This is a genomic window from Rhizobium sp. ZW T2_16 (assembly GCF_044987325.1).
Classification (GTDB): domain Bacteria; phylum Pseudomonadota; class Alphaproteobacteria; order Rhizobiales; family Rhizobiaceae; genus Neorhizobium; species Neorhizobium cellulosilyticum.
Map to the genome: position 1 here is coordinate 1 of NZ_JBJDRG010000031.1, position 22192 is coordinate 22192.

Annotated in this window: 25 protein-coding genes and 3 pseudogenes; 9 read left to right on the forward strand and 19 right to left on the reverse strand. The window is 59.0% G+C overall.

What is annotated here, in order from left to right:
* Together ACI3K0_RS28560 and ACI3K0_RS28565 are read right to left on the reverse strand one after the other, a co-directional pair.
* Window positions 1–91: pseudogene (locus ACI3K0_RS28560) on the reverse strand (IS6 family transposase); the annotation flags it as partial.
* Window positions 92–117: 26 nt separating this feature from the next.
* Entirely contained in the window at window positions 118–447 is a 330-nt protein-coding gene (locus tag ACI3K0_RS28565; protein ID WP_404946806.1) for an SDR family NAD(P)-dependent oxidoreductase, read from the reverse strand.
* On the opposite strand from ACI3K0_RS28565, the gene ACI3K0_RS28570 reads away from it, so the two are divergent.
* Both ACI3K0_RS28570 and ACI3K0_RS28575 read left to right on the forward strand, forming a co-directional pair.
* Window positions 364–819 carry a LysR substrate-binding domain-containing protein gene (locus ACI3K0_RS28570; RefSeq protein ID WP_286195187.1) on the forward strand — a complete coding sequence of 152 codons (456 nt, stop codon included), beginning with the start codon at window positions 364–366 and terminating at the stop codon, window positions 817–819. The genes ACI3K0_RS28565 and ACI3K0_RS28570 overlap by 84 nt on opposite strands.
* Window positions 780–935 (forward strand): annotated as a pseudogene (locus ACI3K0_RS28575) (integrase); the annotation flags it as partial. The gene ACI3K0_RS28570 and the pseudogene ACI3K0_RS28575, both read left to right, overlap by 40 nt.
* A gap of 172 nt (window positions 936–1107) precedes the next feature.
* Here the strand turns inward: ACI3K0_RS28575 and ACI3K0_RS28580 are convergent.
* From ACI3K0_RS28580 to ACI3K0_RS28595, 4 genes and pseudogenes are all read right to left on the reverse strand, one after another.
* Window positions 1108–1224, reverse strand: a pseudogene (locus tag ACI3K0_RS28580) (hypothetical protein); the annotation flags it as partial.
* 212 nt (window positions 1225–1436) lie between these two features.
* Window positions 1437–3395, reverse strand: coding sequence for a Fe(3+)-hydroxamate ABC transporter permease FhuB (gene fhuB, locus ACI3K0_RS28585; protein ID WP_404946807.1), 1959 nt, complete (start codon window positions 3393–3395; stop codon window positions 1437–1439).
* A complete protein-coding gene (locus ACI3K0_RS28590) occupies window positions 3392–4288 on the reverse strand; it encodes an ABC transporter substrate-binding protein (RefSeq protein WP_148148394.1) in 897 nt (298 codons plus the stop codon). The genes fhuB and ACI3K0_RS28590 overlap by 4 nt, the downstream gene beginning before the upstream one ends.
* Window positions 4289–4295: 7 nt before the next feature.
* A complete protein-coding gene (locus ACI3K0_RS28595) occupies window positions 4296–6425 on the reverse strand; it encodes a TonB-dependent siderophore receptor (RefSeq protein WP_206829446.1) in 2130 nt (709 codons plus the stop codon).
* A gap of 139 nt (window positions 6426–6564) precedes the next feature.
* Between ACI3K0_RS28595 and ACI3K0_RS28600 the strand changes: the two genes are divergently transcribed.
* Window positions 6565–7170: a LysR family transcriptional regulator gene (locus tag ACI3K0_RS28600; RefSeq protein WP_404946808.1), complete on the forward strand. Its 606-nt coding sequence runs from the start codon at window positions 6565–6567 to the stop codon at window positions 7168–7170.
* On the opposite strand, the gene ACI3K0_RS28605 is transcribed toward ACI3K0_RS28600, so the two are convergent.
* A complete protein-coding gene (locus ACI3K0_RS28605; RefSeq protein ID WP_404946809.1) occupies window positions 7167–8798 on the reverse strand; it encodes a GMC family oxidoreductase in 1632 nt (543 codons plus the stop codon). The genes ACI3K0_RS28600 and ACI3K0_RS28605 overlap by 4 nt on opposite strands.
* A gap of 182 nt (window positions 8799–8980) precedes the next feature.
* On the reverse strand, window positions 8981–9772 hold the full coding sequence (locus tag ACI3K0_RS28610) for an alpha/beta fold hydrolase (protein ID WP_404946810.1): 792 nt from the start codon (window positions 9770–9772) through the stop codon (window positions 8981–8983).
* A 142-nt stretch (window positions 9773–9914) separates the two neighbouring features.
* On the opposite strand from ACI3K0_RS28610, the gene ACI3K0_RS28615 reads away from it, so the two are divergent.
* Complete coding sequence (locus tag ACI3K0_RS28615; protein WP_404946811.1) at window positions 9915–10382, forward strand: MarR family winged helix-turn-helix transcriptional regulator; 468 nt, start codon at window positions 9915–9917, stop codon at window positions 10380–10382.
* Window positions 10383–10402: 20 nt separating this feature from the next.
* Here ACI3K0_RS28615 and ACI3K0_RS28620 read toward each other — a convergent pair whose 3' ends face one another.
* Both ACI3K0_RS28620 and ACI3K0_RS28625 read right to left on the reverse strand, forming a co-directional pair.
* Entirely contained in the window at window positions 10403–11191 is a 789-nt protein-coding gene (locus tag ACI3K0_RS28620; RefSeq protein WP_404946812.1) for an SDR family oxidoreductase, read from the reverse strand.
* Complete coding sequence (locus ACI3K0_RS28625; protein ID WP_148148401.1) at window positions 11188–11517, reverse strand: nuclear transport factor 2 family protein; 330 nt, start codon at window positions 11515–11517, stop codon at window positions 11188–11190. Before ACI3K0_RS28625 ends, ACI3K0_RS28620 begins: the two co-directional genes overlap by 4 nt.
* A 93-nt stretch (window positions 11518–11610) precedes the next feature.
* Between ACI3K0_RS28625 and ACI3K0_RS28630 the strand changes: the two genes are divergently transcribed.
* Window positions 11611–12516, forward strand: coding sequence for a LysR family transcriptional regulator (locus ACI3K0_RS28630; protein WP_206829442.1), 906 nt, complete (start codon window positions 11611–11613; stop codon window positions 12514–12516).
* 132 nt (window positions 12517–12648) lie between these two features.
* Here ACI3K0_RS28630 and ACI3K0_RS28635 read toward each other — a convergent pair whose 3' ends face one another.
* The 6 genes from ACI3K0_RS28635 to ACI3K0_RS28660 are packed head-to-tail and all read right to left on the reverse strand — an operon-like array spanning window position 12649 to window position 17922.
* The gene (locus tag ACI3K0_RS28635) at window positions 12649–13425 is read right to left on the reverse strand and encodes an ABC transporter permease (RefSeq protein WP_206829441.1); all 777 of its coding nucleotides are present in this window, start codon (window positions 13423–13425) and stop codon (window positions 12649–12651) included.
* Window positions 13425–14261: an ABC transporter ATP-binding protein gene (locus ACI3K0_RS28640; RefSeq protein WP_206829440.1), complete on the reverse strand. Its 837-nt coding sequence runs from the start codon at window positions 14259–14261 to the stop codon at window positions 13425–13427. Before ACI3K0_RS28640 ends, ACI3K0_RS28635 begins: the two co-directional genes overlap by 1 nt.
* Window positions 14258–14707: a heme-binding protein gene (locus ACI3K0_RS28645; RefSeq protein ID WP_286195186.1), complete on the reverse strand. Its 450-nt coding sequence runs from the start codon at window positions 14705–14707 to the stop codon at window positions 14258–14260. Before ACI3K0_RS28645 ends, ACI3K0_RS28640 begins: the two co-directional genes overlap by 4 nt.
* Window positions 14700–15461 (reverse strand): SDR family oxidoreductase, encoded by a 762-nt coding sequence (locus ACI3K0_RS28650; RefSeq protein WP_206829439.1) that lies wholly within the window; start codon window positions 15459–15461, stop codon window positions 14700–14702. The genes ACI3K0_RS28645 and ACI3K0_RS28650 overlap by 8 nt, the downstream gene beginning before the upstream one ends.
* On the reverse strand, window positions 15452–16891 hold the full coding sequence (gene hydA / locus ACI3K0_RS28655; RefSeq protein ID WP_206829438.1) for a dihydropyrimidinase: 1440 nt from the start codon (window positions 16889–16891) through the stop codon (window positions 15452–15454). The genes ACI3K0_RS28650 and hydA overlap by 10 nt, the downstream gene beginning before the upstream one ends.
* Window positions 16888–17922: an ABC transporter substrate-binding protein gene (locus tag ACI3K0_RS28660; protein ID WP_206829437.1), complete on the reverse strand. Its 1035-nt coding sequence runs from the start codon at window positions 17920–17922 to the stop codon at window positions 16888–16890. Before ACI3K0_RS28660 ends, hydA begins: the two co-directional genes overlap by 4 nt.
* Window positions 17923–18061: 139 nt before the next feature.
* Here ACI3K0_RS28660 and ACI3K0_RS28665 point away from each other — a divergent pair, with 139 nt between their 5' ends.
* Complete coding sequence (locus tag ACI3K0_RS28665; protein ID WP_404946813.1) at window positions 18062–18784, forward strand: GntR family transcriptional regulator; 723 nt, start codon at window positions 18062–18064, stop codon at window positions 18782–18784.
* A gap of 144 nt (window positions 18785–18928) precedes the next feature.
* Here ACI3K0_RS28665 and ACI3K0_RS28670 read toward each other — a convergent pair whose 3' ends face one another.
* Window positions 18929–19261: a substrate-binding domain-containing protein gene (locus ACI3K0_RS28670; RefSeq protein WP_404946814.1), complete on the reverse strand. Its 333-nt coding sequence runs from the start codon at window positions 19259–19261 to the stop codon at window positions 18929–18931.
* Between ACI3K0_RS28670 and ACI3K0_RS28675 the strand changes: the two genes are divergently transcribed.
* The 3 genes from ACI3K0_RS28675 to ACI3K0_RS28685 all read left to right on the forward strand — a co-directional run bounded on the left by ACI3K0_RS28675 (window position 19254) and on the right by ACI3K0_RS28685 (window position 20378).
* Window positions 19254–19628 carry a hypothetical protein gene (locus ACI3K0_RS28675; RefSeq protein ID WP_404946815.1) on the forward strand — a complete coding sequence of 125 codons (375 nt, stop codon included), beginning with the start codon at window positions 19254–19256 and terminating at the stop codon, window positions 19626–19628. The genes ACI3K0_RS28670 and ACI3K0_RS28675 overlap by 8 nt on opposite strands.
* A gap of 14 nt (window positions 19629–19642) precedes the next feature.
* On the forward strand, window positions 19643–19852 hold the full coding sequence (locus tag ACI3K0_RS28680) for a hypothetical protein (RefSeq protein WP_286195184.1): 210 nt from the start codon (window positions 19643–19645) through the stop codon (window positions 19850–19852).
* Between the two features lie 229 nt (window positions 19853–20081).
* Window positions 20082–20378, forward strand: a complete 297-nt coding sequence (locus ACI3K0_RS28685) for a hypothetical protein (protein WP_206829454.1) — start codon at window positions 20082–20084, stop codon at window positions 20376–20378.
* On the opposite strand, the gene ACI3K0_RS28690 is transcribed toward ACI3K0_RS28685, so the two are convergent.
* Together ACI3K0_RS28690 and ACI3K0_RS28695 are read right to left on the reverse strand one after the other, a co-directional pair.
* On the reverse strand, window positions 20319–20597 hold the full coding sequence (locus ACI3K0_RS28690) for a helix-turn-helix transcriptional regulator (RefSeq protein ID WP_404946816.1): 279 nt from the start codon (window positions 20595–20597) through the stop codon (window positions 20319–20321). The genes ACI3K0_RS28685 and ACI3K0_RS28690 overlap by 60 nt on opposite strands.
* Window positions 20598–20614: 17 nt before the next feature.
* Entirely contained in the window at window positions 20615–21937 is a 1323-nt protein-coding gene (locus ACI3K0_RS28695; RefSeq protein ID WP_404946817.1) for a type II toxin-antitoxin system HipA family toxin, read from the reverse strand.
* Window positions 21938–22192: the final 255 nt, after the last annotated feature.

A 22192-nucleotide genomic window follows, 5' to 3' on the forward strand; every position in this document is an offset into this window, starting at 1 on the left:
TTAGCGGAAACCGAAAGTAGAGCCAGACCGCGTGGGCGATGACCTGGGGTGGGAAGCGATGGCGCTTGTAACTGACTGGCGAGATGGTCATGCACGTGCGTCTATCGCAACCGCTCCTCACAAGGCGCGACCGTGACATCGCCCTTCCCGGATGTCTGTCTCGATAACGCCCGGCGCGACGGCATTGGCCCGAATACCTCGGCTGCCGTACTCGACGGCAATCACCTTTGTCAGTTGCGTGATCGCGCCTATGCTGGCGGCATAGACCGCCGTATCCTTCATGGCCACTAGAGCAACGATCGATGCGACGTTGACGATGACACCGCCATCGCCTTTGATCATGGCGCGCACAGCCTCTCGTGCATGCAAGCCGGCTGTGCCGGCTTTGCCCCGAGAGTTCCCGGAAATCACCTGGACATTACCCTTGATGACAACGTCAAAGACCACGTCGCAGCAGGCTTCGACTTAGCCATAACGATCGGTGAGGTGATCGCTCAGGATATGATCGCGGCTCCGCTGGGAGGCGAGTTAAGACAAATCGTCGTGGCATCACCCGCGTATCTCTCTCGTCATGGCGTGCCGGCTCATCCTCGCGCCCTTCTATCGCACGAATGCATCGGCTGGCGCTGGCCTGGACAACAGCACCCATTTACTTGGGAGTTTTTCGAGGATGGCCGATGGTTTTCGGTCAACCCAACCGGCAGTCTTATCGTCAATGATAAGCCTTTGGCCCTGCGGATGGCTTTGGTCGGCCATGGAATAGCCTTTGCCATAGAAGATACCTTGATCGCAAGGACCGGCATATCGCCACCGTATTGACCGGGGTCCGTAACAGCCATGCCCCCCGCCGGTCCAGGAGGAGGCGGTGATGGCGACCGACATCGTTGCCATGCTCGAAACGCTCGATCGTGGCACCCTTGGTGGCCCGCAACGGTCGCGGACGTCACCGATCGTATTCGCGACGAGCGGTAGCACGTCCTTCCACTCCATTTCCACAAAGGTATCATCCAGCCGGCGACGTCCCGGCTTCGGACCGTGTTCGAGCCAGCTTTTGCGGACGGCCGGTTTCAGGATGCGGGCACGATGGCGCAACACATTCGTGAAATTGCCAAGGATCGGAGAGGATTCAGGATCGGCGGGGTGTGGGCGAATGTCGAGATGTTCTCCGTCCCACCGCGCCGAAAACGTGCCCCAATGTGCCGCATGGGAAAGATAGTCAGACACGGGCAACCTTTCATCAGATCGTACCGGTAAAATCGGCGCCTCTATTACTTGGTTGCAGTCTGGTCGACGGGGATCGATATGACCAGTATCCGTGTATCATCAAATTGATAATTATAACCTATCCAATGGCACAACTCAGACAGACGATGAGCTTGTGTATCTGGCACTCACCACTTCTTTGCAGGTTGCCCCGAGCGAATATCAGAGATGTTTTATTTTCTCGTAATCAGCCAGATCAAATAGGGCGCTCCCACCATGGCGGCAAAGAGACCCAGCGGAAGCTCATAGGGGAAGGTTGCCGTGCGTGCGCCAAAATCGGCGAATGCCATGATGACGGCACCCAGGAAGAAGGAAGCTGCAAGATGATCCCTCGCCCTGATGAACCCCGCCCGCGCGGCAATATGGGGCGCGATCAGACCGACGAAACTTAAAGGGCCGACAAGTACCGAAGCTGCTCCGGTCGCCAGCCCACAGAGCGCGAGCGTGACGACGCGGCTTGCGGCGATCGGAACGCCGAGACTGCGTGACATTGTTACGCCGAGGGGCAGAAGGGTGAGCCATCTGACGAGAAACATCGATGCCATCATTACGATAATCGAAAGGCTGGCGAGAAAGATCGCCACTCCCGGCGTGACCGACGCTGCGCTCCCGCCAATCCATGCCAGGATCTGCCAGGCTCTCTGATCGCCGGCGGCTATCAGCACGGCAAGGACTGCCGAACTCAGGGAACTGATGGCGATGCCAGCGAGCAGCAGCTTATCCGATGGAAGGGTTTGTCGACGGGCAAAAGCCAGTACCGCCGAATTGGCCGCAAGCCCTCCAAGGGCCGCGCCTGCCACCATCGAATAGGGCCCGCTCATGGGAAACAGCGTCAGGACGAAGGCGAAGCCAAGACCCGCACCACCGCTGACGCCGATGACTTCCGGGCTCGCCATGGCGTTGCCCGTCAGGCGCTGAAGAATGGCACCGGCGAGCGCGAGCAAGCCACCGGCCCCTGCCGCGGCAACCAACCTTGGCCATCTCAACGAAGATAGATCGGCCGCCGTCTGGAGGGTAAGCAAGGTCCAGCCATGCCCGTCATTTCCGACCAACAAGGCGATTGTAACGACAAACGGGAGCGAGGTTGCAAGGATGGTGAACCCCTTGATGGCATTGATCCGTCTGACTGATCCCTGTGGTCTTTGAGCGCCCTGTAGCGAGCGCACTTTCGGTAGGAGCCACAGGAGCAGTGGACCGCCGGCAAGCGCGGTCACTGATCCCGTCGGGAAGGTTTCGCCGCTGGCGCCCGCAACGGTCTGCACTACGCCATCGCAGAACCAGAGAAACAGGCCACCCGCCAAGGGCGAAAGCGCAAGGGCGGCAAGCGGGCTGCGAACACCGCAACCCCGCACCAGCGCGGCAGCGACAAGCCCGACGAAACTGATCAGGCCGACGTTGGCCGCAACCATACCGGCAAGTAGCGTCGCCAGAACTGCGACCGCCAGCCGCACGCCGCGCAGGTTAATGCCGAGCGAGCGGGCACTTGCATCGCCAAGCCCGAGGATCAGCAGGGGTCGAAGGAGAACTGCCGCAGCCGCCATCGCAAGAAACAGTTGTAGCGACAGGGCGTTGAAGACCGACCAATCCTGCTGGCCGAGCGAGCCGCCATTCCAGGTCACCAGCGACATGAGATACTCGCCCTGTGCAAGTGTGAGAGACGCCGAGAGCGCTGCAGCTGTGACGCCCACCAGCATCCCCGACACAACCATCGTTACCGGTTCGAAGGATGTGCGCCATGCAAGCGCAAAGACGATGAGCGCGGCGATCGCCGCGCCCGACAGAGCGACAAGGGCACGATGCCCGTCGAGCAAGGCCGGGAAAAACAGGGTTGCGATGACGATGGCCAGCTGTGCGCCGGCTGATATTCCAAGTGTCGAGGGATCGGCGATTGGGTTGCGCAAAAGCTGCTGCAGGAGGGCGCCGGACAAGCCAAGGGCCGCCCCTGCTACTAACGCGACACCGGCACGCGGAAAAAGTCCGTGTAACAAGATGATTTCGTCCAGCCGTGCCGGCCCCAACGAGAAGATCGCAGTCGGCCATTGCGAAATGGGAACCGCGGCCGAGGCCGTGAAAAGGAAAAGGCTGGCTGCTGCCAGAAAGCCTGCAAGCGCAAAGAGGGAAGGCCGCATCATTGATCTCCCTCACCCGACGCCGCAAGCGTCTCGTGAAGCAGCCTTGCGAAGCGTAACCCGGCGAGAACCCCGCCATAGGGATTGATATTGGGAAGGGTAAGAAGCCGACCCTCCCTCACCGGTGTAAGCGCGTTCCAGATCATGCTTGCCCGAAGGCCGGCACGCGCCTCGACCGGGATTGCCGAGATGATGACAATCCGTGCGTCTTCCTCTTTCGCCAATTGCTCGATCGGTACGGGAGCCGCAAACGTGTAACGCGACCTGTCCGGCCAGGCATTTCGAAGCCCAAGTCGCGACAGCACATCGCCGAACATGCTGTCGGACCCAAAAACGCGGACGTGGCGCGCATCTCCCACATTGACGAGATAGATCGGCCGTCTAGCAAACCGCGCGAGGCCGGAACGGTATTCGGCAAGCCGGCTCTCGATCTCAATCAGCACGGACGTGGCGTCTCTCTCGGGTCCAAGCCGAGCCCCAAGTGCCGACACGGCAGCGCAGGCCTTCTCGAATGGCGGCTCGCCTTTGACGTAAAAGGGCAGTGAAATAATCGGCGCGATGCGCTCCAGCGCTGCCTGATGCCGCGTATAGAAGGGCGAAAGCAGAATGAGATCCGGCTTGATGACGCTCAACAGTTCGAAATTCGGCGTTCCCCGCAAGCCGAGATCGATGACGCCGGCCGGGATCTCCGGTTCGATCGCATCCTTGCGAAACTGGATAAGCTCCGTCGCGGCGACCGGCATGACGCCTAGCGCAATCGAGGTTTCCAGCATTGCCCAATCGATCGCGGCCAGGCGCGGCATATCTGCCGCAGCCGCGAAACGTGTGGTCAAAACCGTTGCGGCGGCGCCGAGAAACAAATGCCGGCGTCGCAAAATTGTTGAAATGCCCGTCATCCAGCCGCTACCAGGTGAAGCTCAGCTTTCCCATGACGGTACGGCCGTCGCCATAGTAGCATCCAAATGAACTGCAGCTTGCCGCATATTTCTCATCAGCGATGTTCTGGACATTGAGCGAGGCCTTCAAGCCATCCTTGTGGTAGGTGAGCGCTGCGTCAAACAGCGTCACGCCATCGAGATCATAGGTATTGGCGCTGTTACCGTAACGCTGGCCGACATAACGCACACCGCCACCGACACCGAGCCCTGCCAGTGCCGTATCCTCCTGGAACGTGTAGTTGAGCCACAGGCTCGTCGCATTGCGCGGCACGTTCTCAACCCGGTTGCCATTATCGGCACCGGCGCCGATTTCGGCATCGGTATAGGTATAGGCGGCGTGAAGGTCCAACCCCTGCGCCAGACTGACGACACCCTCCAGTTCAAGACCGCGGACGTGGACCTCGCCGATCTGGCTCGACACGCCGCCGACTGTGCGCAGAACATTTTTCTGTCTCAGATCGTAGAGGGCCGCCGCGAAGAACCCGTCCCACCCGTCGGCCTGATACTTGATGCCGGCTTCCCACTGCTCGCCCTCGGTCGGCTTGTAGGGATCACCGGTTACCGTGCTGGCACCGGAAACCGGTTCGAAGGAGGTCGCATAGCTGACATAGGGCGCAATCCCGCCATCGAAGAGATAGCTGATGCCGGCGCGGCCCGTCAGTTTGTGGTCATTTTGGTCGAGCGACCGCGAGACGCCGGTCAGGCCATTGCGCGAGGTGCCGGACGTCGACGCCCAATCCTGCCGCAACCCCAATGTCGCACGCCAGCGATCATAAACCAGCTCGTCCTGCACGTAGAGGCCGGCCTGCGAAAGGTCGCTGTCCACCCGCGTATCGAGCGTCGGTGAGATCAGGCTGATCGGTCCCCCGTAGGACGGGTTCAGAACATCGAGCGGCGTCGCCTGGAAGAAGCGCGTGCGAACGTTGTTGTCGAAATAGCGGTAGTCGAAGCCGAGGAGCACCTTGTGCTCCAGTTCTTCGGTCGAGAACTCGGCGGTCAGGTTGTTGTCGACATTGAATGTGTTGAGATTTTCATTCTGGAAGGTGGCATTACGGCGCAAGGTGCGCCCGTCAGCGGCAAGCCCCAGCGTCGACATGCCGAGCGACTGGTAATCCCAGTCGAGATTGGAATAGCGGACGTTCTGGTGGAAGGTCCAAGTCTCGTTGAACCGCTTTTCGAACTCGTAGCCGAGATTTGTGAGCGTGCGGCTTGAGTGATCGAAGCTCTTGTCTCCGACGTAGAAATCTCGTGGCAGCTTGAAGGCCGAACTGTCGATTACGTATTGCGGCGGCAGACCGGATGGCGTGCTCGGGTTATCATGCTGGACGCTCGTCAGAATGGTGAGTGATGTATCCTCATCGGGCTTCCATGTCAGTGCCGGCGCGATGAAATAGCGATCATTGTCCAGCTCGTCGGTTTGCGCGCCAGCCACCCGGCCAAGACCGGTCAGCCGATAGGCCAGATCGTCTTGCCCCGGAACGATGCCGCCGAGATCGAAAAAGGCGCCGTAAGTGTCATAGCTGCCAACTTGAGTGCCGACCTCACCAAAGTTGTCGAATTTAGGCCTCTTGCTGATCTGGTTTATGATGCCACCTGGATTGCCCTGGCCATACATGACCGAAGCCGGCCCACGCAGCACATCGACACGCTCAAGACCATAGATTTCGATCGGCGGTGCACCAGCCGTCCGCATCAACCTCAAGCCGTTGAGATACTGGATTTGGCGGCCATCGAAGCCGCGTACGATCGGCGAATCGAAACGCGGATCAGAGCCGTAGGGTTGTCCAAGAACGCCCGGCGTATAGTTGAGGGCCTGCCCAAGCGTCTGCGCCGCCTGCGCGTCCATCTCGTCCCTCGTCACCACTGAGATTGACTGCTGCGTTTCGAGTATGGGCGTGCCGGTCTTGGAGGCAGTGGCGCTGGTCTTTGCGACAAAGCCACCGACAGGGCCGCGCAAATCCGTATTTGCCTCACCCTGCAAAACGATCGGGGCCAGCGTGGTGCCCTGCGCTTCCTGCGCGTGTGCAATCTGGCCAGCGGAAAGAGCCGAAACAAGGGCTGTCGTGACGAAGAAATGAGATTGGATGAAACGCATGCCGCCCCGGAATAATCTAGACTAAATTATTCATCTTTCTATCGACAGCGCGGAGACAAATCCAATAAATGGGAGTAGCAATTTTCAGAACTTTAAATTCTGAAATAAAGACCCGAAGGCAACGAGTGACCTATAGCCGATGCAGATAACCGGCAGACAACGCGCCACCAATTTCGCACTGAGGCATCTAAGATACTTCGTCGCTGTGGTTAAGGAGCGAAATTTCGAGCGCGCCGCAGCAAGGCTCGGCATTGCACAGCCCGGAGTTAGCCAGCAAATCATCGCTCTGGAGGCAATCGTTGGGCTGCCGCTTCTTGATCGCAGGAAACGCTCGGTGAAGCTGACCCCGACCAGGAACGCCCTGTTCGAAGATGCGGTGAAAATCGTCGCGCAGCCAGATGCGACGCTCACTCAGCGGAAGCGCCTTGGCTGGGGAGAAACAGGCAGGATCACCATCGGCTACGTGGCGTCTGCGGCCTATTCCGGCATCCTGACGGAGTCGCTCGCCTCCTTCCGGTGGGCTCTGCCGGATATCGAGCTGCATCTACTCGAACTGGAAATGCGCCAGCAATTGGCAAAGATTAGGCTAGGCGAACTCGATTTCGGCTACATACGCCTGCCTGCCGCCATCCCTCTTGAACTCAATGCGACGATCGTTCTCAAGGAGCGATTGGTCGCAGCACCGCAGCGAGCATGGTCGCCTGAGACTACAGGCGCCATGCTCGCAGATTTCGATCCGGTCTAGCTGACAGCGGCAGTGCTCTGAGCCGTGGGCACCAAGCCATAGGATGCCTTGACCAAGTCGGCCGCTCTCTCACCGATGACTACGCAGGGTGCCATGGTGTTGCCGGTGGTGATCCGAGGCATAATTGACGAGTCAGCGATGCGTAGGCCGTCAATGCCGTAGACCTTTAGTTCGTGGTCAACCACAGACATGCTGTCGCGCCCCATCTTCGCTGTGCTGGTCTGGTGCCAATAGGTAACTGCCGATTGCCGGATGAACTCGATCATTCCTGCCCTGTCGCGCGCTCCTGGAGCTGTTTCTCCCGTCACCAGGGAAGAGAAGGCATCGCTGTTTCCAAGCTCGCGGCATAGCTCTACGGCGATCAAGGCAGCTGCGAGATCTTCCGGCTCGCTGAGAGAATTCGGTTCAATCAGCATGGGATCGTTCACATCAGCCCCGGAGAGCCGCAGCCGGCCGCGGCTTTTCGGCTGGGCGAGACCGTTGAACATTGTCCAGCCATGCTCGGGCGTCTCAAGACCGGTCTCTGCCGGCGAAGGAACGGCAAACTCCAACTGGCACTGAAGAATGTCCGGCTGGGTAAGCTGCGAATTGCTCCTCCAATAGAGTTTCGCTTCGCAGCCGGTACCGCCGACGGCCTGCGGCTCTCGATACGACCACGTACAACCGAAAGCGAGATGATCCTGATGATTGCGGCCAACGCCCGGAAGATGCTGGACAAGAGGAATGCCATGCGTGTTCAGCTCGTCTTTCGGACCGATGCCCGACTGCATGAGCACCCTCGGTGTATTGATCGCGCCGAGCGACAGGACTGTCTCGCACTGGGCCGTAAACAGACGGACCTGGCCATCGACAACGACCTCGACACCGGTTACGCGCTTGCCATCGAAGATAAGGCGCGAGACCAGCGCGTCGGTCAGCACCGTTAGGTTAGGCTGCGACATCAGCGGGCGCACATAGGATCCAAACACCGATTCACGCTTGCCGTCCCGGATGCGGAGTTCAGCAATTGATGCACCGCCCGGGCCTTCCATCATCTCACCGTTCGGCGTGTCATAGACGGGGATGCCAATCGTGGAAGCAGCACGCAACATAGCCTCGGCCACCGGCTGCGGAGCACTCGGCTGCGCGACGTATGCCGGACCTCCTACCCCTCGGCGTAGGGGGTCGGGCGTACCCTGCCAGTTTTCGATCCGGCGATAGTAACGGAGGACGGATTCATAACCCCAGGACTCGTCACCGGCCTCACTCGCGAAGTGATCCCAGTCCCCCTTATGGCCCCTCGCCCATACCAGGACGTTGATGCTCGACCCACCACCCAGGCCTTTGCCCATGCTCAGAGGAAGGCGTCGTCCATCCAGGCCAGGTGTCGGTTGACCAACAAAGCCCCAATCCCGGTTCGTTCCGAGATTAAGCGGCCACATGGCCGGGTTCGAGACGGTTTCTGCTTCATCGTCTCCACCAGCTTCAAGTAACAGAACGCTGGCATTGCCGTCTTCGGCCAGTCGCGCAGCGACAACCGAGCCACTAGAACCAGCGCCGCAGACGATAAAGTCGAAAACCTCACTGACTTGGCGCTGTCGGATTGATTTAGGTTCTGGTCCATTTTGGTCAGGAGTATTCAGCTTCACGTGGCTACCTCCGTGAATCGTTTCAAAGAAAATTGAAAAAAGGCTGCAGGATCATAAAGCGAAGGCGCGACGGATTGCTCGGAGGCTGACCGGCGAGCTCTATCGCCTGAACCCTCGCCGCTCAACGCGAAGTGGTCGTCACCGGGGCAGTCGCTGTCCCGGTGACGACGCGTTCTCCGGCATTACTGCTTGGCCGAAACAGCCTTGGCGGCCTGATCTATTGTGTCGGCGACCACAGTCGGCTGCGTCATGAACAGGGCGTGGCTCGCCGATACCTTGATGATCTTTGCCTTGATGCGTTCCGCCATGTGGATCAGCATAGCCTGATCGAAGGCCTTGTCTTCGGTTGCGATGACTGCCCAGTTCGGCTTGGTGCGCCAGGCCGCGTTTTCGAGCTTCGTGCCGAAAGCGGCCATATTGATCGGGACCTGCGCATCCCGCATGAATGCCACGTCGGCGTCGCTTACGTCATGAGCGAAGCCGGCTTTGAATTTCGCAGGGCTGACATAGCCAAAACCGTCTTTCGTCGTCTCGATGACGAATTCTGATGCAGGCGCGAACCCTTCATATTGCTGGGCCGTCGTCTCGCCGGCATCTGGCGAAAGTGCAGAAACATAGACGAGGCCCGCAACCTTCCGATCGATGCCTGCTTCCGTGATAACGGTGCCGCCCCAGGAATGCCCGACCAGAATGACCGGACCATCCTGGCGTTCAAGCGCCCGCTTGGTGGCGGCAACATCATCGGCGAGAGACGTCAGCGGGTTCTGCACGATCGTGACGCAATAACCCTGCTTCGTGAGAATGTCGTAAACACCCTTCCATCCCGAGCCGTCCGCAAATGCGCCATGGACGAGCACGACGTTTCTGACGGACTGGGTTGCGGGGATGGAATCGGCGGCATTTGCCGGGATCGTGGTGGACAAAGCAGCAACTGCTGCGATTACGGCTATGGTGGTCGTGGTCTTGCTGTTCATGTTTCTCTCCTCTTATTTTGCGATATTTATTATCGCGATATATTTAAGCTGTCAGATATTAATCATGCCGTCAACATAATTATTATCGCGATATTGGTTTCCGCGATTACACTTGTTATATGAAGCTGGACAGGAGTCCCGAATGACCAAACGCCATAACGATCCACCGCCGCTAAAAGACCAGCTATGCTATGCGATCTACACCGCCGGCATTGCCATCCAGCGCGCCTACAAGCCGCTCCTCGATGAGCTTGGCCTGACTTACCCTCAATATCTCGTCCTCAACGTGCTTTGGAGCGAGGATGGGCAAACGGTGGGCTCCATCGCCAATGCCCTCGCCCTGGAATCCAGTACGCTTACGCCGCTTCTGAAGCGTCTCGAGGTATCTGGGCTACTGCAAAGGACCAGGAACTTGAGCAACGAGCGGCAAGTGCTGGTCGCCCTGACCGAAGAAGGCCGCGCCTTGCAGCACGAGGCTGGCTGCCTCAGTGATACCCTGCTTGCGGCCTCGACCCAGACACCGCCGGAATTGGCCGCCCTGAACCGCGACGTTCGTCATCTCCGCAATGCGATCTATTCCCAGATCGGCGGGTGGGACGCACCCGCCTGATCAAAAACTTGTGCCAGACCTCAGACTGTCGGGACGGTGCCCCCATCGATGACGAACTCTGCACCATGGATCGCGCCGGCGCGATCGGAAGCCAGATAGGCGATGAGGTCGGCGACCTCACGTGGCTCGGCCGGACGCCCGATCGGAATTCCGCCGAGACTGTTCAAAACACTCTGTCGCGCGTCCTCGATTGTCCCGCCATTGGCGGCCTGCAATCGCTCAAGCAAATGGACTGACGACTCGGTCATGATCCAGCCGGGAGAGACCACGTTGACCCTCACGCCCTTTGGCCCAAGCTCCTTGGAGATCGACTTGCTATACGTCTTGAGTGCGGCCTTGGCAGCCGCATATGCAGTCGTGGCCTCGGGTAGAGGAAGTACGGACTGGATGGAGGTGACGTGCACGACGGCACCCGCACCCCGTTTGATCATCTGCGGGATCACCAGACGATCAAGACGGACCGTTGCCAGAAGGTTCAGGTTCAGTTCGGCCAGCCAGTGATCGTCCGTTAGCGCGACAAATCCACCGCCTGGCGCCGAAGATCCACCCATGACATGAGCCAGAATATCAATCCCGCCTAGGCGCTCGAGCGCCGCCTTGGCCACGCGCTCCCCGCCCTCGGCCGTGGTCAGGTCCGCCTGGACGAACTCGACGCCGTGGATCGGCTCGGGAGTTCCACGGGCGGCTGTGATAACTTGCGCGCCGCCGGCCAGGAAACGCTCGACGGTGGCGAGGCCCGCACCCTTGGTGCCGCCGCTGACAAGCACGCGTTTTCCTGCGAACTCGGTCGGATCGGTTTTTAGGCTCATGCCGTGATCTCCAGGTCTTTGATGAGGTTGTTTTCGAGCGTGAAGCGATAGGTGAAGCGGATCGGGCTGCGCGGAAAGTCGCCATGGGCGGGGCCTTCGACCACCACGTGATCGCCCTCATCGCGAACGGTATCGGGCGTAAAGATTGCCTTTACGGGAATCACCGCCTCCTCAAACAGACACCGTAGCTCGACATGGCCTTCGTGACGCACACCGTTGTCGTGGACGATGGTATCGGCCGCGAAAGGTCTCAGCATCCCGTTCACATCAAGCTGCGCATTGGCCTCGATGAAATCCGCGATTGGTTTTGGTAGAGCCTGCGTCATGAGCTTTCTCCTTTGGATGCCCAACAGCTAGCACTGGACAATAGCGCGGATAAGTGGGACGAAATCGCACGACGTGATGAACAGATCGGGACAATGGATCAGGCAAGCCTGAAGGAACTTGAAGCAGCTATTGCAATCGCGCGACGCGGGACATTCCGTGCCGCATCGATCGATCTTGGCATTTCAACGACCGCTCTGAGCCATACGATCGGCAGGCTTGAAGCTTCACTCGGCGTGCGACTGTTCAACCGCACCACGCGCAGCGTATCCCTGACGGATGCTGGCCGGCTGTTCATGGAAAACGTTGCGCCATCGCTTCAGGATCTCCATGCAGCTTTGGAGGTGGTTCGTGAGCAACGCGAGACGCCGTCAGGGACGATTAGGATCAATGCAGCGCCTTTTGCCGCTCGCGCCATCATTTCACCGCTCGCACTCGAATTCTTGCGCCGCTATCCCGACATGCATGTCGACATCGTTACGGAGGGAAAAATGGTCGATATCGTAAGAGACGGTTTCGATCTGGGCGTCAGGGTCGCAGGTCTGGTGCCCAGCGACATGATTGCAGTCTCGATCGGCCGGCCGCAGCGCCATGCAGTTGTCGGTACACCTAAATATTTTGAGAAGCACGGGGTGCCAGCCGTTCCGCCAGATCTTCTGAACCACCGCTGTATTCGCGTTCGGTTGCCCGATGGCTCTCTATATCGATGGCGGTTCGAGAAAGACGGAGAGCAGGTACAGGTCGACGTGAGTGGCCCCATTACCCTCGATGAGGCGAGCTTGACGAGAACAGCCATTCTGGAAGGTGCTGGGATCGGCTACACCTTTGAGCAGGACATTTTGCCAGATATCGATACGGGTCGAGTAATTCGCATTCTGGAGGCCTGGACGCCGCCATATCCAGGGCTGTGTCTGTATTATCCGGGGCGCCGAAATTTGTCTGCCGGCGTGCGGGCTTTCCTGGATCTTGCGCGCGAATTTTCGCGAAACGGTAAAGAATGACACGTCCTCGATATCTTCGCCCTGAAGGGATGCGAACCGCCGGCCACTTCAATTCCGACATTGAGGCAGCCAATGTTTCTTCGCGAATTCAGTGAATTAGCACGTCAGCAGAGCTAACGCGCAGGCTCCCCATCACCCCATCGCAAATTCCTGCTTGCGATTGGCCCATCCGCACACCCGCTGCTCGATGACCGCAAAAACGCTATAGAGCGCGATCCCGAGAAACGCCAAGGCGAACAGGCCCGCGAAGGCAAGTGGTACATCGAAGCTTGAGGTCGCCATCATCATCACCGTGCCAATGCCGAGGTTCGAAGCAACGGTCTCAGAAAGGACCGTGCCGACGAAGGCCAGCGTAACCGCCACTTTCAGCGAGGCGAAGAAATAAGGCATGGCGCGGGGAAGGCTGACATTCCAGAGCACCTGCATGCGCGATGCCCCAAGCGCCTTCAGCACGTCTTCCATTTCCGGCTCGGTGGTTGCAAGACCTGTCGCCACGTTGACCACGATCGGGAAAATGCAGGTCGTCAGCGCGGTGAGGACCGCCGGAACCGTTCCCGAGCCAAACCAAAGGACGAAAATCGGTACGACCGCGACTTTGGGAATGGACGAAAAGCCGACGAGCAACGGATAGGCCGTCTTGTAGGCCGTCCGCGAGACGCCGACGAAAACGCCGAGTGCAACGCCGATGATCATGCCGAGAATAAAGCCGACCATGGTTGTGGCGAGCGTCTGCAGTATGTTCGGCCAGAGCGCCGGCATCTGGATGATGAGCGTGGTAAAAACCGCGCTCGGCCGCGGCAGCACGATCGGGCTGATATGGAAGACGACGCAGGCGATTTCCCAAGCGACGAACAGGCCCACGATCAACGAGGCGGACTTCAGGTTTTCCTTGATTTGGGGCGACAGCATCAGGCCTTCTCCACTCCCTGGCGTGCAGCAAAGATAAGCCGCCGCAAATCATTGGTTAGGTCCGTGAACTCGATCTCGAATGTGGTTTCGAGCGTTCTTGGTCTTGGGAAATCCACGGTGCGATCCTCGGTCACGCGCCCTGGACGCGCGCTCATCACCAGTATCCGGCTGGCGAGAAAGGCAGCCTCGCGAAGATCATGGGTGACGAGAAAGACCGTCGGTTTGGTCTCCATCCAGAGATCCTGCAGGATCGCCCAGAGCTCCTCGCGGGTGAACTGGTCGAGCGCTCCGAACGGCTCATCGAGCATCAGCAGCTTTGGAGAGTGGATGAGCGCACGGCAGAGATTGGCGCGCTGCAGCATACCGCCGGAAAGCTCCCAAGGACGTCGATCGCCAAAGCCGGTCAAGCCCACTTTGGCGAGCAGTGCATCGGCACGGTCCCTGAACACCGTATCCTTGTCGCGACTGAACGTGTCGGAATAGGGTTTGACGATTTTCAAAGGCAGCATGATGTTCTGTCGGATCGTCAGCCAGGGCAGCATGGTCGGGTTCTGAAAAGCCATGCCGATGCCAACCTGTTCTGCACCGACTTCGCGCCCGGCAACGAAGACCACGCCTTCCGTTGGCCGAAGCAGACCGGCAACCAGTTTCAGAATGGTGGATTTACCACAACCGGATGGCCCGACCATGGCGACAAAGTCTCCCGGCCGGACCGTCAGATTGGTCTTGTCCAGCGCCAGGAAGGCATTGTCGCCTTTCCCGAAGCGGACCTTCACGTCCTCGAGCTGCGCAATTCTTGCGCCTCTGTGTTCCACGGGAGCGAATGTGGTCGTCATGCAATCTGCCCCTCTTTTATCATTTTCTGAAACACATCGGCCGCCGCCTGTGCGATCTCGAGGTCCTGTTCCCCGGGACCGGACCCCACACCGATGCCGCCGACGATGTGGCCGTGGGCGATCAGCGGCACACCTCCGGGCAGGTTCGTCATTCGGCCGGAGGTTGCCTCGGCCAGCAACAACGCCTTGTCCGGTAAAATATTCCCCGTCGGCTGCCCGGTCGTCGCAGCCGTCATTGCCTTTCGCGTAGCACTTTCGATGGAGAGAACACGCGATCCATCCATGCGGATAAAGGCCAGGAGGTTGCAGCCCTCGTCAACGATCGCAATACATTCCGGCACCTTCATCGCTTCTGCCGCATCGACCGCCGCGGCGAGGACGAGCGAAGCACCACGATGGGTGAGTTTCAGTGCCGGTCTGGTCAGCATGGACATTGGATCAGACATGACGCACGTAACCTCCATCAACGCGGTAGACACTGCCCGTGACGTAGGAGGCCGGACCGCTGCAAAGGAATGAAACGACCGACGCAATCTCTTCGGGCTCCGCGTATCGGCCTGCGGGTATCTGCGCAAAAGACCGCTGGCGGACAGCGTCGACGGGAATGTTCTCACGCTCGGCCGTCGCCTCATCGGTCATTGCGACGCGCTCGGTGGCGACACGTCCCGGCATCAGCACATTCACGGTCACGCCATCCTTGGCGACCTCCGGTGCCAGCGATTTCGACCAGGCGATCAGGCCGGCGCGGATCGTGTTCGAGATACCGAGGACCGGGATAGGCTGCACGGCACCGGTGCTGACGACGGTCACGATGCGGCCACAACCCTTTAACCGCATCGCCGGCAGAAACAGATCAGTCAGCCGGATCACCGACATGGACATCGACCGAAAACTCTCCTCCCAATCGGCCGAGTCGCGCCCGATCGCGCCGCCATAGGGCGGGCCACCGGTATTGTTGATCAGGATATCGACATCGCCGACCGCGGCCGCGAAGGCCTGCAGACTCGCTGTGTCCGACAGATCGACTGGAAACGTCCCGGCAGCGCCGATTTCCTCGGCTGCGGCAGCAAGCGCGACCTTGTCTCGCGCCGCAAGGAGCACGGAGGCACCTTCTGCAGCGAGCGATCTCGCGATTGCCAGCCCCATGCCGCGGTTGCCTCCGAGAACCAGGGCTCGTTTTCCTGCAATCTTCAGATCCATGCGGTGATCTCCCTCGTCTTCCAGGCCGACGATGTCTCTTGTGTCAGAAACTGACCACGTCCCGGCTGCGCCTTCAGTTCGTTGCTCTCAATGATGATATCGCCGCGGCTGATCATGGTTTCCGGCCAGCCCTGGACCTCAAGCCCTTCGAAGGGCGTATAGTCGACATTATGATGCAGGATGTCGTTGGTGATTGTGACCCGCTTTTCCAGGTCCCAGATCGCCAGATCCGCATCGGCGCCCACAGCGATTGTACCCTTGCGTGGATGGAGGCCATAAAGCTTGGCATTGTTCGTGGCGGTCAGCGCGACAAAACGAGGAAGATCGATACGACCCTTCACGACACCTTCGCTGAACAGGATCGGCAGTCGCGTCTCCAGCCCTGGAATGCCGTTGGCAATCGCCCTGAATGATGGATTGGGGCCAGCCTTCAACTTGCCATCCGCATCGAAGCAATACGGCGCATGATCTGAATTGAACACGTCGATCGTGCCGTCCTCGATACCGCGCCAGAGCGCAGCCTGTGCCGCCGTATCCCGCGGCGGTGGGCTGCACATGGCTTTGGCTCCAAGCATATCCGGCATCTCCAGATCGGCCTCGGTGAGGAGCAGGTATTGCGGGCATGTTTCCGCGACCACCACATGTCCTCTTGCACGGGCGCGGCGGATTTCCTCCAGCGGCTCGCCACCCGAGACGTGGACGATGACGAGGGGGACACCGGCGATTTCGGCGAGTGTCACGGCACGATGCGTCGCCTCGCGCTCGACGGGCAGCGGACGCGATGTTGCATGCGCCACCGGTTTCGTCCGGCCCTGCTTCTCCAGACGGTCCGCGAGCCAGCCGATGATCTCGTGGTTTTCCGCATGGATCAGCATCACCGCCCTCTCCTCGCGTGCCGTCTCGAAGACGTCCAGGATCTGGCGATCGCTGAGCTGCATCGCATCATAGGTCATGTAGACCTTGATGCTGGTATGGCCGCGTCGAATGAGTGCAGGTAGTTCCTGGCCGAGAACCGATGCTGTCGGATCGCTGACGATCAGGTGGAAGGCATAGTCCGTGACCGACTGACCCTCGGCGCGGCGGTGATAATCGGCCACGGCCGCGGCTAAGGATTCACCGCGATGTTGGACGCAGAAGGGAACGATCGTTGTCGTTCCCCCGAAGGCCGCGCTGATACTTCCGGATCGAAATCCATCCGCCATCTTGGCACCCTTGGCCGCAAGGCCCGGCGCTTGGGGTTGATCGAGATGGCAATGGGCATCGATACCGCCGGGCATGACGAGCCGCCCGGTTGCGTCGATCACCCGATCGCCATCCACGATACGATCGGCGATCGCGGCGATGCGACCGCCCCGGACGCCAAGGTCCGCTTTCGTCACATCAGAGGCGGTTACGATCGTCCCGCCGCGGATCACCAGGTCAAAGGTCATGCGGGAAGCTTTCTAAGATCGGCCGATGGCAGGAAGGAAGGATCGAAGAGATCTTCTGCCTTCGGCACAGAGGGAAGCGCAAAACCGGCCGCCACGGCTTCCATTGATTTGGAAAGGCGGCCCGTATCGATACCGCCCATGCCGTTCTTCTTGGTCTCGTCAGTGGCGAACTGGTTCTTGATCAGCCAGCGCAGTTTCTGCTCTTCCAGATCGGCATTGATCAGCGGCGAATGAGCCTTCAGTGCTGCAATGGCGGCCTTCGGATCGGCGATCGCCGCCTGATAGCCACGAGCGCTGACGGCGATGAAGGATTTTGCAACGTCGGGACGCTCGGTACGGAACTTCTTCGAGAGCACGATCGCATTGCCGTAGAGATCAAGTCCGGCATCCGAATAATAGAGGATCTTGATGTCGCCCTGTGCAATACCGGCCTTCTGCAGGCCGAAATAGACCGTGGAATCGAAGCCGAGAATGGCGTCGGCGCTGCCGCCGGCCAAAACGGCCTCGCGCAGCTGCAGGCCGACCATGTTCCACTTGATTTTAGCAGCGTCGATCGATGTCGTCTTGGCGTAAGTCGAAAACAAGCGATAGGCACCGTCGGCCGCGGCCGCGCCGATCGTGCGGCCTTCCAGGTCGGAGGGCTTAGTGATCCCGGATTTGGCAAGCGTCACGACCGAAAGTGGGCTCTTGAAATAGAGCATATAAGCGGCGCGTACTTCGGCCGCCGGGTTTTTCGAGTTGAACTCGGCCAGGTTGTTGATGTCGACGGTCCCGCCATCATAGACGCCGGAGCCAGTGCGCGATGCCGCCTCCCCCGAACCACCGCTGGTATCGAACTGGCAGTCGAGGCCCGCTTCCTTGTACCAGCCGTTCTGGGCTGCGAGCAGGTACATGGAGATCGAGCCGTCAAATGGCACGGCAAAGGAAAATTTGACCGACTCGGCCGCCAAGCTGCGTCCAGCCTGAAGAACGAAGGGCGCGGCCAGAGCCGCCTGTAGAATAGTCCGTCTGGAGGTTTTGAATTCGAACATGTCAGTCCCCTTTTGTTGTTGAAGCCGCAAGGGATGTTTTGCAAGGGGCATGCCATTCTGCGAAATGTAATGAAACCAAAGATGCGCTCAACATTGTGCGCAATCTTATGTGTAATGATTAGTCGCGGAGAGCCTAAGCATGAGCCAGAAGACGCGTTTGGTGGGCATGATGAATGATCGCAACCGCCCCCGGACGGACGATGCGGAGGCCGCCTACCAGCATCTGTTCGACGCGATTGTCGACCAGCGTCTGTTGCCAGGAACGAAGCTCACGGAGATCGCCCTGGTCGAAGCATTCGGGGTCGGACGACGTATGGTCGCCACCGCCCTGCAGCGCCTGCACTGGGAAAAGCTTGTCGTTTTCATCCCCAACCGCGGTGCCTATATCGCAGCACCCGACGCCGACGAGGCCCGGCAGGTGTTCGCCGCCCGCGTTGCCATCGAGGCTGGAACGACAGAAGCAGTTGCGCAGGCGGCAGATCCGAAGGCGATTGCCAGGCTGCGCGACAATATCAAGCAGGAACACAAGCTCCGCGAGCAAGGCTACATCCGAGAGGCCATCCACCTTTCCGGCGGCTTCCACACGTTAATGGCGCAACTTTCCGGCAACAGCGTTCTCGCCGACCAGGTTAGGCCGCTGGTGGCCCGGACCAGCCTCATCGTCAACCTGTTCGACAATCAGCTTGGCATGGCTGGCTGGCACGACCACCATGACGACCTGATCAAGTATTGCGAAAATGGCAACGTTGAACAGGCCGTGGCCCTCATGCGCGAGCACATCCTTGAAATTCGTGATGGACTAGCACTGGATCGCCGCCGGCCGGTCGCGTTCGATATGGTCAGGGTGTTCGCAAGAGGCTGAGGGTCTGTCCAGCGATCCAGCTTGCTAGACAAGGCGTTGCGGCAGGTCTGGTCTTGAAGGTATGTGAACCTGCAACCCGCAGGCGAGTTTGTCTAAGCGCTATGAATTCAATTCGTTTGGTAAAGGGGCAGGAGATGACGACATTCAGGCACTGCCGCGAACCATCAGCTTGCCAGGAAGGATGCTGGTTGTCATCTCGTGGAGCGGCACCTTTGCACCGACTTCGATCAGGTCAACCACCTCGTTGATCATGCGGATGATCGGTTGGCGGATCGTGGTAAGCCGATAGGACGTCCAGCCCACCATGGGTATGTCATCGAAACCGATGAGGGAGAGATCGTCCGAAGTCAAAAATCCCAGGTCGCGCGCTGCGTCGATGGCGGCGAGCGCCATGATGTCATTGCAGCATAACAGAGCGTCCGGCCGTACATTGTTCGTTAGAATCGCCTGTGCCGCGGTATAGCCGCTGTTGATCAATGCCTTGCGCGCTCATTCGTCAGAGTTGGGTATCATTGCGGGCATCAGCTCAGCAAAAGCCGCGGGATTGATTGAGATCGTGCGCGATGAAAACGATCATCGTCTTCCGTGCGCTGCTCGTCTAGCGATGTCTTTAGTCGCCGATCAGATCGAGGCACTTGCGCGACAAATTGGGGAGATCGAACGGGAGATAGTGCAAGAAGCAAAACGAGATGACATGCGACGCCTAGCAACTATACCGGGTGCCGGTGTGATCACCGCCGCATCTATCATGGCGCTTTTACCGGACCCCGCCGCTTTCAAATTTTGCCGCTTGGCTGGGATTAACGCCCAAATTCCCATTCAAGCGGAGGCAAAGAGCGGTTAGGAGGTATATCGAAAATGGGTAATCGCGAACGTCGTACTCTGCTAGTGCTCGGGGCGACCTCAGTGCTGCGACGAATAAGGGGCAATGATAAGGCACCGGATTGGCTGAGTGCTCTTCTCTCGCGCAGACCTTACAAAATCGTGGCCATCACGCTCGCGAACAAGGTCGCCCGGATCATTTCGGCACTCCTGACAAGGGGTGGATATACGGGGGTCTTGAGGTAGCGAAAGGCGCAGTGAGCGCTTGAGGCTTGACAACAATGCAAGAAACCGACCGGTGCGGTAGCCGGGTGAAGTAAGGTGCCGAAACAGACGATGATCCAATGGGACGAAATCCCGATGCAGGATAGGCCTTATGAGACAATACGATCAAATCGCGCGTAACTGATTAGCCCCTCGCATCGCGGACTTCATCGAGGCCAGCGGTACCGCACCGCGCTAAAAGGCTGGACATATGACCGCACCGTTCCCGTGCGACGCTGTCGAAAGAAAGCACTTGCCCGAAGGGCCGTTCCACATATTCCTCATGGTCAGCCTTCTCTTTGCCGGCATCAAAATCTCCACGTTGCGCGTGGTTCAATTGATGCCAAAGTTGCTGACCCAAGAGGTATACTTCAGTGTCGAAAAGCGGCCGGTATTTGATCGGAATGCCGGCCGGCTTCACGTCGGAATCCGCATACGGGTGCCTAAGTCAACCGCCTTTGGGTGTAAAACCAACCCCGAAACCGAACACTCGACCAATCTTTTCTAGAGTCTCAAGTGTAGGATTTGCGGTCCCGGCTTCGATCTCCGCAACCTGTCGTCTGGTAAGCGACAGCGTCTTTGCAAACTCTTCCTGCGTCATGCCGAACCCTTTCCGGATCTCCGCGACCGCACCGGGCAGCCTCAGGTCCCCAGTTCGAGCACGTTCCGCTAGTGTTCGCCGATTCTCCAGAATCTCCTCTTTCGTCGGCTTCTTCCATCGAGCCATTTAGCGGTCCTTCGCCATCATTGACACGCCGCCAGAACGCTGTCCGCTATCGCGATACAGCGACCCATCGCACGATCCAGAATCTCCGCAGGCGCGCTCAAATTTTTCGCCATTGTTGGAGCCTGAAGCAGGTGTTCGGCAAACGTCGTAAGCGTAGCTTCGAGAGCACTCTGCTCAGCAGGATCACGCATCAGTTTGCCGCAAATTTGCTTCCAGTCGGGAAGATGATCGCGACCACCGTCCCGCATCATCGCCCATCGGGTGGAGCGAACAATCCCCTCCTTCGCGAGCCGCATGGGTGCGAAATCAAAGAGCGGAGAGAGGCGGATCGCTCCGTCGTGATGCTTGCTGAGTGCAGAATTTCGGCCGTGGTTGTCGGGATTGCCAAGCGCTAGGTTGGCGATGTCGCGCTTCAGGTATTCAACAATGTCCGCGAAGGGATCGGCCGAATATTGGCGCAGAACGTCGATATAGGCCTCATGCGTGCCGACATGGCCGAAATCGGCAATACCGATCGCAGACACAAGGCTTTCCTGCCCGAGTCGGACGGTTCCGCCGCCTTCCTTGTTCTTCCGGTCGAAACGGGGAATGATCAGGACACCTTCGGCATAGGTCGAGGGTTCGCTGACATTCAGATTGATCTCCTGAGCGATCCGCGAATAGAGGGCTTCGCCTTCGAGAATCAGGCGGTCCACAGGCTCGTTACTGCGCACCAGCTTGACGATGACATGGCGCACGGCCTCGTCATCATTCACGAAGCTGTCGGGATAGTAGAGCCCGTTAGTCGCCTGTGTCATCGAGACCTTTGGCCATTCGCCTTGCAGTCCGCTTGAGCCGGAGGCGAGCATTCCAAAACGATCGGCGACTTCCATGAAGCGATCGGATCGCTCAAGGATTTCCGCCTCTGTCACCCCTTGGCGCTCAACGCCTCGCAGGCGTTCAGTTTCTGCCTCAGCTGCTTCTTTGATGCGGATATTGCCTATGCCGCCCGTTGCCGATCGCAGAAGCAGTGGCAGATCAGAAGCGCGCGAGCCTTCAGTAAGGCCGAGGTGCTCGGCAAGCTTTCGCCTTGCATGCCCCTGGGGCATAAGATCCAAGAGGAAGGGCGGCCAGCTGCGGCTATATCGAGTTTCGAGATCGACGGGATAACGGACGGACAAAGCGCGATGATCACGGATCGTTTTTCCAGCAGAAAACTCCGCCGATGCCACGGTGATGAAATAGTCGAGATCGTAATCGACGATCGACGCACCTTGGAAGCCGGCCGCGTCATCTTTGATTTCCAATGTCGCAGCGTGATGCCACTCGCCGTCAAAATGGGTTTGGAGCGTTAGGCGCATTAATTGACCCTTTCAATGGTTCAAATAATGCATTTTCCGAAATTATTCAACCCATCAAAGTGGGTCGAATAATTGTTGTCAGAGCTGCCAGCTACAGAAACGGTCAGGGAAGCCTCTGATCCGGCTGACCGTCTTCCGGCCACGCAACGCACTGTTGCAGGCGAACAGCATGAGGACAGGCTGAGCACTGGTGTCATACATGTTGTTTTCCATGCGGAACTGAGCCGGTGGGGTGCGAATAACCGGCTCAGTTCC

Bases quoted from the DNA above. Each gene is read 5' to 3' on its own strand.
- ACI3K0_RS28600 (WP_404946808.1), top strand. From the start codon at position 6,565: ATGCAGATAACCGGCAGACAACGCGCCACCAATTTCGCACTGAGGCAT.
- ACI3K0_RS28610 (WP_404946810.1), bottom strand. From the start codon at position 9,772: ATGAACAGCAAGACCACGACCACCATAGCCGTAATCGCAGCAGTTGCT.
- ACI3K0_RS28695 (WP_404946817.1), bottom strand. From the start codon at position 21,937: ATGCGCCTAACGCTCCAAACCCATTTTGACGGCGAGTGGCATCACGCT.
- ACI3K0_RS28640 (WP_206829440.1), bottom strand. From the start codon at position 14,261: ATGACGACCACATTCGCTCCCGTGGAACACAGAGGCGCAAGAATTGCG.
- hydA (WP_206829438.1), bottom strand. From the start codon at position 16,891: ATGACCTTTGACCTGGTGATCCGCGGCGGGACGATCGTAACCGCCTCT.
- ACI3K0_RS28625 (WP_148148401.1), bottom strand. From the start codon at position 11,517: ATGACGCAGGCTCTACCAAAACCAATCGCGGATTTCATCGAGGCCAAT.
- ACI3K0_RS28680 (WP_286195184.1), top strand. From the start codon at position 19,643: ATGGGTAATCGCGAACGTCGTACTCTGCTAGTGCTCGGGGCGACCTCA.
- ACI3K0_RS28615 (WP_404946811.1), top strand. From the start codon at position 9,915: ATGACCAAACGCCATAACGATCCACCGCCGCTAAAAGACCAGCTATGC.
- ACI3K0_RS28645 (WP_286195186.1), bottom strand. From the start codon at position 14,707: ATGTCTGATCCAATGTCCATGCTGACCAGACCGGCACTGAAACTCACC.
- ACI3K0_RS28665 (WP_404946813.1), top strand. From the start codon at position 18,062: ATGAGCCAGAAGACGCGTTTGGTGGGCATGATGAATGATCGCAACCGC.
- ACI3K0_RS28595 (WP_206829446.1), bottom strand. From the start codon at position 6,425: ATGCGTTTCATCCAATCTCATTTCTTCGTCACGACAGCCCTTGTTTCG.
- ACI3K0_RS28620 (WP_404946812.1), bottom strand. From the start codon at position 11,191: ATGAGCCTAAAAACCGATCCGACCGAGTTCGCAGGAAAACGCGTGCTT.
- ACI3K0_RS28650 (WP_206829439.1), bottom strand. From the start codon at position 15,461: ATGGATCTGAAGATTGCAGGAAAACGAGCCCTGGTTCTCGGAGGCAAC.
- fhuB (WP_404946807.1), bottom strand. From the start codon at position 3,395: ATGATGCGGCCTTCCCTCTTTGCGCTTGCAGGCTTTCTGGCAGCAGCC.
- ACI3K0_RS28635 (WP_206829441.1), bottom strand. From the start codon at position 13,425: ATGCTGTCGCCCCAAATCAAGGAAAACCTGAAGTCCGCCTCGTTGATC.
- ACI3K0_RS28590 (WP_148148394.1), bottom strand. From the start codon at position 4,288: ATGACGGGCATTTCAACAATTTTGCGACGCCGGCATTTGTTTCTCGGC.
- ACI3K0_RS28685 (WP_206829454.1), top strand. From the start codon at position 20,082: ATGACCGCACCGTTCCCGTGCGACGCTGTCGAAAGAAAGCACTTGCCC.
- ACI3K0_RS28660 (WP_206829437.1), bottom strand. From the start codon at position 17,922: ATGTTCGAATTCAAAACCTCCAGACGGACTATTCTACAGGCGGCTCTG.
- ACI3K0_RS28690 (WP_404946816.1), bottom strand. From the start codon at position 20,597: ATGGCTCGATGGAAGAAGCCGACGAAAGAGGAGATTCTGGAGAATCGG.
- ACI3K0_RS28630 (WP_206829442.1), top strand. From the start codon at position 11,611: ATGGATCAGGCAAGCCTGAAGGAACTTGAAGCAGCTATTGCAATCGCG.
- ACI3K0_RS28570 (WP_286195187.1), top strand. From the start codon at position 364: ATGCAAGCCGGCTGTGCCGGCTTTGCCCCGAGAGTTCCCGGAAATCAC.